Here is an 8,904-nt window from a genome sequence, read left to right on the forward strand (position 1 = left end):
CTGGAGGAGGGGGGCGATAGAAGATCGCGTTGAAATGGTCCCGGTGTACGCAAGAAGCTCGCAAGAGCGACTTGTTCAGCCGGTGGATTAATTATACCCCAACGCAGGATGAGGTATTCCCGGCGGAGGCGTAAAGAACCCTATGCACGGCCGGTCTTTGCTCCGTTTCTCATCCCAGCAGCTTTCTGTTTCCATTTCCTGAACTCCTCGAGCTCTACCCAATCGTCCATCACCGACTGCTCGAAAAGATCGTAATCCAAATACTTGGCCCAGATATTGCGAAGCTTCCCCCTGTCGGATTCTTCGCTTGTCTCGAGCCAGTGCTCGCCAAGTTCCGCAAGGAGGTTGAAAGCTTTGGTGTAGTCCAAATTGATTCTATGCCGGGTGCAGGCAGCTACTAAGTCTCTAACTCGTGTATCCAATTCAGGTCTTATTGTAACCGAACGCCGGATTGTATCGGGCCCATTCATCTTTTCACCTCCTCCCGAATGGAGGTTACAATCACCTGGTATAAAAATATCCATCCTACCTACCTTGAACGGCCATTCACACGCTTGATGTATAGCTCAGCCACTTCCGAGTCTCCTTTCCATTCTAGAATTGCGATAAACGCTCCTGTAACTGTACCATAGGCCGTCTTGGGGTGCTTCTCCAAGGTATTCAATACCTGACGGGTTGCTTTCTTTTTCGCTCCACTCACCTTGCCCCACCATTTTGTCTCGACATATGATAATTCTCCCGTTTGAGCAAGCCTTACCAGCAGGTCAGGCCCTGGACGTTTAGATCGCCCAGACCACCAAAGTGGTGTTAGGGGATGATCTTTTACTAAGACCATTCCGAATTCATTCAAAAGCTGACGAACGATTTCCTCTGCGATTGAGCCCTTTGCGTCCCTGAACGAGTCCAAATCGTCCTTTGCTTTCTCTAGCGCCTCAGCGATTACTACCAACGCTGATTGACCCGCCCTGAGTGAATAGATCCCCTGCCCCCCACGAGGTTTCTCCATTACTTCGAGTTGAAGGAGCCCTGTCGACATTGGGGCATCATCTTCGACTAGATCATCAATTCGACTTACAACCGTTCTACGGTGCAAATATTCATCATGCTCGGTCCTAGTATACGTCAAGTGGATGCCTCCATGGTACTTTGCAATTGAAACCACTGGCGAATGGTCTGCGAGTCTGACCCGGAATCCCTCGATGCCTTTGGCGATCTTGACTTTTCCTGATTCACCGAGCCCGCAATCAAGTATTACTTGTCCTTGGTATGTTCTGAACCTTTGTCCTGTGAGCTTCAACTTCTCACCATCGACCAAGAACGCTATCTGATCTTTCTCCCACACGAGTTCAGTGTTTTCCAGCCCGGCAGGTTTCATCAAGTCGAAGTCGGCCACGAATTGGGGCCCTGCATAGATGTTGACAGACCTTACCCAAAACGCCTCTCCATGTACGGGGTCAATGGGCTGCAGGTCGAGGTATGCGTGCCTGTATCCGGGAAGATGAGTTGTGTAGAGCGTTACCTGTGTTTCGGGTTCTGAAGCCCTCGCGATTTTCACTTCCAATATGTCAGATCTTGAATGACTTGGAATGATTCTCTTTGGAATTAGTATCGCGAATGAATGCCCATACTTTGTGGCTTTAACTGGGTCCTTTGTGAGATGCGCCAATAATACCGCATTCGAATATTGTATTTCAGGGGCAACTTTCGGTGAGCTTAGTTCGGTTTCGTCGCTCGTCCCAGAAAAGGCGGACTCGCTTCGTGTATTCGGCGGTGTTGCGTCGTCCATATTGTTTTCTTCGTTCATCGCAATCGTCAGAATCATTCGTAAGACATTCATGACAGAATCAGTGAAGCATCAGCAAACACTTCCGCGATTACAGCAATAACACCCAACTTGTTTTCTGTGGGGCCACCTCCATTCCCCAGGCAGGTACCTCGAATCGACTACAACCATCGGGAAGTCCGGGTTGCCACGCGAGGGCCGCCTTGAGTTGAGATTTAGAATAAGTTCTACGTCTGAGAGTTCGTTTCAGTTTCGGTTAGTTTTCGTGCGCTTGAGAGGTAGGCGGCCTTCGTTAATAACGGCGCCGATGTCTAGGAAAAATTTGACCTATGTAATGCAGGGTCAGTACGTCCGGCCGTCTCACAACGTCGGATTCTTACTTGACGGTGCATTCGGACTCACAAAAGGGATTTCGACGAACCCGCTCGGCAGTTCCATCGAATCCTCTCCCACATACTTCCTGTACATCGCCAGATTCTCCGGCAATCTGAAGATTAGCGGAGCCAGCCGCTCGTCGTCCATGTTCTGCCCCATAGGAATCTCCCCGATCGCCCTCCTGACAACTTTGTAACTGTCGATGTTGGAAAGCCTATGGGTTATCACCGTCCCTACGTTGTCCCAGACGTATCTCGAAAGCAGCATCGGCATCTGGTCGATGATGACGAACCCCCATCCGTACCTCCTCGCCTCTGCGATGGCAAGCTCCAGGAGGGTTCTGTCACCCCTCTGTTCTGGCGGTCTCTCTTCGCTGAGATACCTATGTGCCTCCTCAACTACCACCAGTCGCCTGAAGTTTTCAGGATCCTCATCGACATCGTACTTATCGTGTTGCCAGATGTACATGAGGAGAAGCTCTGCCACGAATCGTTGGTCCCTCAGAGAATCGACCTCCCCAATTTCGAAAATGCAGACTCCGTCGTCGAGCAATCCGATGTCGAGTGGCTCCTCGTAATTCAGGGACTCACCGAGGGGACCCGTGTTGATGATGTGAAGTCGCGATTCGAGCGAACGCTTGCTGCCCTGCTCTTTGGGACTGCCTGGCTCAAATCCAGCCACTGCGAGTTCCAATTCCCGGAGCGTAGGGCTGTCTTTCGACCTTCGTCTGAGCTCGGAGAGGGCGTCGAGCATTATCCTCCTCGAAGGCTCGGCAAGACCGTAGGCCCGGGTGAATACCTCCGTTAGGGCCCTGTCGTGGTGCTGCTCGTCGACCCCGGGAGGAGGGATGAGCGGGTTGAATCTGAATCTTGGTTCCCCTCCAATCGAGAAGACTTGAACGTGCGGGAGGATCTTCGCGAGTCTTGAGTATTCTCTCTTTACGTCAAGCACGATACAACTGAATGACTCCGCAAATGCGGCGGCCTGCTTGATCAGGTTGAAGGCATGATTCGTCTTTCCAGAGCCGCTCGACCCGACCAGGAGTACGTGGCGCAAAAGGAGCTTTTCGTTTACCATGAAGCGATTGAGCTTCGCCCTGGCATAAATCCCCCGGAGGTCCCTGTTCGCTGCCTTGAGCCTTAAGTCCCGTTCTTCCCTCTCAGGCGGAGGAGGGCGTTCATACGGGTATGCCATATTTTGCCGTCAGCCTCTCGAGCAATTCTTTCGTCCTCTCGTATTCTCCCTGCTCCAGCCTACCCTTGCTGTAGAGCATGTCTATCCCCTCCGAAGCCACGCGAAACAGCTTCGAAGCTTCCGAATCGTCGGAAAGCTCCCTTATTGCAACTAGATTCGCCAGCGTCGTTGACAGCGCGACCACAAGTTCTTTGGCATATCGTGGTATCCAGTATGAGTGGCCTCTCTTCTCCACTAGGCCTGCCCTCGTCAGCCGGGATAACTTGACCCAGCTGGTCTGCCGATGCGAACCAAGCAGCGATTGGACATCCGCGTTGGTAAAAAGCTCGCTTCCGAGACTACCAAGGATTCTCAGGTTGTCAGAGTCGTAGAGGGCTTCGAACTGCATCCCGAAGCTCGCAATCAGCCCAAGGCCGTTTTCGTACCTGTCGGTTCCATAACGAGCCTTGGGACTCCGATGGTCGCCTGGCGACGGCTGCATTGCAATTAAGCCAGGACCGAATGTAAATAGAATTGCTGACCTCAAGTCCTGACTGGAAGTCAGTCGAGCATAATTAGCGTGAGGGCCACTGAGATTTCATGAAGATGCATCGCGTCATAGAATATTGCGCGAACTGTAATGGGAGTGGAAGGGTAGCGCGTCGATTCTTATTCTGGGACACAGAAGAGGAGTGCCCCTATTGTCAAGGGCGTGGCAGGCTGTCGATCAAGGAGATTTGGACTGAGAGCGAGGGTTCAAGTGAACTTCGCTGAATTCTTTCCCCGGCGGAGGCGCAATGAACCCTATGCACGGCAACAATGGTCCTCGGTAATGCTGTCGGCCTCGACTAGAATTTGCAGACTCCTCCACCATTCATGACAAGAATTTTGCCTAATTTGACGCCGAACGTACCAACCAGCGACACTTTATATTCCCTGACTCAGAATATGGATTAAAGGTATCACGGCCTTGTTCGCCAGACCGCTGATGGCGTTCTTCCTGTTCCTGTTGACAGCCAGTGCCATAACGACGGCTTTTGGGGCACAACTTGGCCCATCGGACCCGATATCGGTAATGATCCTGAGCCCTAGCCTGAACTCAGCCTTCAATCGGGGAGAGACAGTCTTCATATCCGCGTCGGTCAGTTCGCAGGGCGCCCCGGTCGCCGGAGCGACGGTCACCGCTAACACTCCGACGGGCGCAACGATTACGCTGACCAGTGCAACTGGTGGCGTCTACTCTGCCCAGTACACTGTCCTTCCGACGGACCCGAGCGGAATATGGACCTTGACAGTGCAGGCAGTTTCAGGCGCTCAGGTCGCATCGGCGCACGAATCGCTCCTGGTGTCCGAAGGTCTTGACGTCTCGATTATCTTGCCTCCGCCGAATTCCCAGTTCACCATTGGACAGACTGTCACCGTAAGGTCAACGATAACATATCAGGACAATCTGCGAATTCCACCGTCAGCTTCTGTGAGCTTCAATCAGCCAGTGACGGGACTGGTTTTGATGTCGGTCGACCCCTCTGACGCATCAGGAAGGACTTGGATGGGGGCCTATACAATCGTAAGCGCGGACGTACCGGCCAATGGCATCACCTGGTTCCTGACGGTCACTGCGACCGTGAACGGTAACGCCGGCATCGCCTTCGATAGCGTGAAGCTGTATCGAACATCCACTCCGTTGACTGTGGGTGTCTCGACCTATGACTCTTCGTCGTACACGACTCAGAGAGACACCTTCGTAGCAGGACAGACCGTGTACGTGAAGACCTCTGTTACCCGCCCAGACGGAACTACAGTGACGGGCGGGAGCGTCACTTTCGTGATCACCGGGACGAGCATCGCCTATGCACCTCGGGCGATGACGTTCAATCCCACGGTCAACGCATGGACGGGATCTTACACCCTGCTCGGCTCCGACGTACCCGGTGTACAGGCCGTCACTGTCTCGGCATACGATTTAAGCGGAAACTCGGGAGCCGGGTTCCACCAGATCACAATTACGACGACTGGCCTTTCAGTCGTGCTGAACAGTCCGGCCTCGGGGTCGGCCTTCAACCGCGGCCAGACTGTCACCATTTCTGCTTCGGTCGACCTTTCAGGCTCCCCCCTAGCCGGAGCAACTGTGACAGCGAATGCCCCCAACGGTGGCACGCTAGCACTGACCAATTCAGGCGGAGGCACCTACACAGCTCAACTCACCGTCTCGTCCTCCGACCCAACGGGGACCTGGGAGATTACGGCCCGTGCGACATTTGGCGGGGAGAGCGCCTCATCCACCCCGGCGGGGGTCCTTCTGCTGAGCTCCCTCCAAGTCGCGGAGTCGACCTGGAGTTCTTCTTCGTTCAGTCAAACGAAAGACAGTTTCGTACAGGGTGACACGGTCTTCATCCTGGCACGGGTTACGTTTCACGACGGCACCATCGTCAATGCCGGAAACGTCATGGCGACGATAAGCGGGACCAGCTCGGCGAATTCTCCCAGAACGCTGACCTTCAGTAGCTCGTTGAACGGCTGGGTGGGTTCGTACACGATACTCGGGACGGACGTTACCGGAACTCAGGTCGTGACGGTCACGGCGGCGGACACGGATGGCAACGCAGGTTCAGGCACGCACGCGATCGGCATCAATGTAGTTGTCACATCGCAGCAGCCGTTGGAGGCCGTGATAACCTACGATCCCCAACACCACGACATCGTGGTTCTTGCAGTGTGCAATCCCGGCTGCATCGGTCCGACGACGGTCAGCTTGGTTAGCAGCCCCGCCCACGGTCATGACCATGGAGACGACGATGACAACGGGAATGGCGCGGTTCGCACCTACACCGTTACCGACTCGGCGGGACATTCACTCACTCTTAAGACGACTTTCAAGAGCGACGGAGAAAACATCAAGGCCCAGCTTCTGAGCCTACAGTATGGCGCCGCGGCGCCAATCGCGTTCAAACACGCAAACCTTTCCTTCAGTCCGGCGAATGGGGACGACGAGGACGGAAGGGGCCTTGGCCAGAGGATCAGCGCAGATAGCACAACTCGTGCCAGAGCGCATTTTGACGCGAACACCGGTCTGACGACAATAACTCTGGGAACACAGAACTCTCATGGGGATGACGATGGAGTGGATGGAACGTCCTTCACTAGAGCGGGATTGTGGCTGCTAGAACTTGTTACATCAAACGGATCGTTGAACATCGGGTACTTCCAGTCATCCTAACGTCCAAAGGAAAGGAAGTACTAGACGCAATCATGCCCATTCGTTCATCGTAGTCATTTCGAATGTTCCGAGCATCCACAATGTTCTTGGGTTCTAGCATTCAGATTAGCCGTTCCACTAATTAATCCGCAACGCAGGATGAGGTATTCCCGGCGAAGGCGCAATGAAACTTAAAGACTGAAGCACAGTTAAACCAGGATTGGCAGAGTTGGGCGTAGGGTGGAAAAATTGAGAGCGATCATAATAGTTACCGTTGTTGGATGTCTTCTCTTGATTTCCGTCCTGGCGCAAGTTGCAACCGGAAGCGGCCCAATCCAAATCGCTGACAGCGCCACGGCTCAATCCGTAGACCAGTCCACCTCCCAACCTATCAATCGAACGCAGATTTTCTCTGTGAATGACTCTTCGGTCTATTCTTGGCTGAAACTCGTCAATGTCCCATCTCCCTCCCATGATATACTCTGGGTTTGGACTAGTCCGAATCAAAAGGAATACTCTACCTCCTCCTATTCCATCGCTGACCCTGGCCTGGGCAAGACTTGGTCCACCTACTATGCCTGGGCTTACATCAATATAGCCGGACATTCGGCTGCTCGGATGCAGGGTACTTGGGAAGTCGACGTGTCAATAGATGGAACAAGCTACCTGACGCAGTACTTCTCCATAGCCGCTTCAGCAGTCCCCATACAACCTGCCGAGGGCTACTCCTGGCCCTCCAGTGCTATCCCGGTGCACGTACAGACGAATCAAAGCTATGCGAGGACTGACGTCGAGAGGGCAATGACTCAATGGAACTTCAGTCAGGCCTGGTTCCAGAAGACCTACGCCCTGCAACAAAAGCCCGTGCTGAGTCTTTCGCTGTCTTCCGACCCGGCGAGCCCCATTCAGGTGTCTTTCAATCAAACGCAAAGCAGTTCGAACTGGGGATGGACCACATACCACTACTTCTATGACGTAAACGGCAGGTTCACCAGCATCAAGTGTTCGATCTCGATTATCCTTTCTCTCACAGACGGGACACTCCTGAACGACATAGCGCTGCAGGACATTGCTGAACACGAGCTCGGCCATTGCCTTGGACTCTGGCACACAGTGCAATCAATGGACCTGATGAACCACTTGAGTGGTAGCTTCATCATATTGCGTTACCCATCGACACTCAACCTCTACGCACTGTATGAACTATCCAGTGCACATCAGACCAGCCAAGTTTCCAGCTACTACAGCCTGCCAAACTCGATTGGTTACTCATTCGCCCCAGCGTATTCCAATTTGTCCACTTCTGTCACGACGAGCACGTTGACCAGCAGCGGAAGCAGCACCTCAGTAACAAACTCCAGCACAAGCATGCATGCAACCACCTCTTCCGTTTCTTCTCAGTACAATACCACCACTCCTTCTACTAGCGCATCTACGACATCTGCGAACACGAACCAAGGCAATGGAATTCCGGAGTTTCCGTTTGAAATGGCCGTTGCATCAATTTTGAGCGTCGTGATTGTCGCGTCCTACCTATTCGTTAGGCACAAGGCACGGCTTGTGAGCCTCCCTGGCGGAGGAGCAATGAACCCTACACACGGCCTTTGCCCATAATCGTACCGCGACTCGAGTTCTAGCTGTGTTCTCGAAATTAGTAGTAAATAGTCGCCTACCGATTCATGATGGCGTGAGGAGAACCGCGTTTGCCCTTGTTCTGACTCTCATGTTAATCGCGAGCTCGGGAGCCGGTTACTTCGTCGGGACCAATATCTCACGAGAAGTAACAACTGTCTCGACCATGACTTACACGACCATCGTCTTCAGGCAGACCGCAACCTTTTCTTCCCATGTCTCCCCCGAAGGTCTTCAACTGCAGATTAGGCTCAACACAACCACGCTTCAACAAGGCGGAGCACTGACAGCTCAGATTGTCGTAATGAACACATTGAACCGTAACATCACGCTCACACCTCGCTATTCATCTAACTCGAACATTTCAATCTGGAACATGATTGACTTCCTATGTGGTGATGCCCCATATTGGGGCAGGGGGGGACTGGCAGGATTTGCGCTATTTCACGGCCATATCACACCCGTAAACTTATCGCTGGCGGGCAATCCTCTAACCTTAGCTCCTACGGTCCCCATTTCGTGCGCTGTGTTTTCCAGGCCGACCTCTGTGGTTATCCTTCCCTTCAGCGATAGGGTCGTGGCTTACTCCTACTCCTCTGGCATACTACCTTATCCGAGACAGGCGCTAATCAACGCTTCAACGGAATATTGCGTCGGTGTTGGCGGCAACGGGACTACTTCGTGCGGTCACTTAACGGACTCACTGTTCGGGTACTGGGATTATTCGAACTCAACATCAGGTCCC

General features: G+C 53.2%; 7 protein-coding genes. 3 read left to right on the forward strand and 4 right to left on the reverse strand.

Annotated features, from left to right (window positions below):
* Positions 1–140 precede the first annotated feature (140 nt).
* The 4 genes from VGS11_13640 to VGS11_13655 form a co-directional block, all read right to left on the reverse strand.
* Positions 141–524, reverse strand: a complete 384-nt coding sequence (locus VGS11_13640; GenBank protein HEV2121130.1) for a hypothetical protein — start codon at positions 522–524, stop codon at positions 141–143.
* Positions 525–529: 5 nt separating this feature from the next.
* Positions 530–1,822: a hypothetical protein gene (locus VGS11_13645; GenBank protein ID HEV2121131.1), complete on the reverse strand. Its 1,293-nt coding sequence runs from the start codon at positions 1,820–1,822 to the stop codon at positions 530–532.
* Positions 1,823–2,143: 321 nt separating this feature from the next.
* Positions 2,144–3,235, reverse strand: coding sequence for a DUF87 domain-containing protein (locus VGS11_13650; GenBank protein ID HEV2121132.1), 1,092 nt, complete (start codon positions 3,233–3,235; stop codon positions 2,144–2,146).
* 100 nt (positions 3,236–3,335) lie between these two features.
* Positions 3,336–3,833, reverse strand: coding sequence for a hypothetical protein (locus VGS11_13655; protein HEV2121133.1), 498 nt, complete (start codon positions 3,831–3,833; stop codon positions 3,336–3,338).
* Positions 3,834–4,301: 468 nt separating this feature from the next.
* On the opposite strand from VGS11_13655, the gene VGS11_13660 reads away from it, so the two are divergent.
* From VGS11_13660 to VGS11_13670, 3 genes are all read left to right on the forward strand, one after another.
* Entirely contained in the window at positions 4,302–6,548 is a 2,247-nt protein-coding gene (locus VGS11_13660; protein HEV2121134.1) for a hypothetical protein, read from the forward strand.
* Positions 6,549–6,776: 228 nt separating this feature from the next.
* Complete coding sequence (locus VGS11_13665) at positions 6,777–8,141, forward strand: hypothetical protein (GenBank protein HEV2121135.1); 1,365 nt, start codon at positions 6,777–6,779, stop codon at positions 8,139–8,141.
* Positions 8,142–8,250: 109 nt separating this feature from the next.
* The coding region (locus VGS11_13670) for a hypothetical protein (GenBank protein ID HEV2121136.1) at positions 8,251–8,904 on the forward strand (654 nt) is incomplete at its 3' end.

It is taken from the genome of Candidatus Bathyarchaeia archaeon (assembly GCA_035935655.1).
Lineage (GTDB): Archaea > Thermoproteota > Bathyarchaeia > 40CM-2-53-6 > 40CM-2-53-6 > 40CM-2-53-6.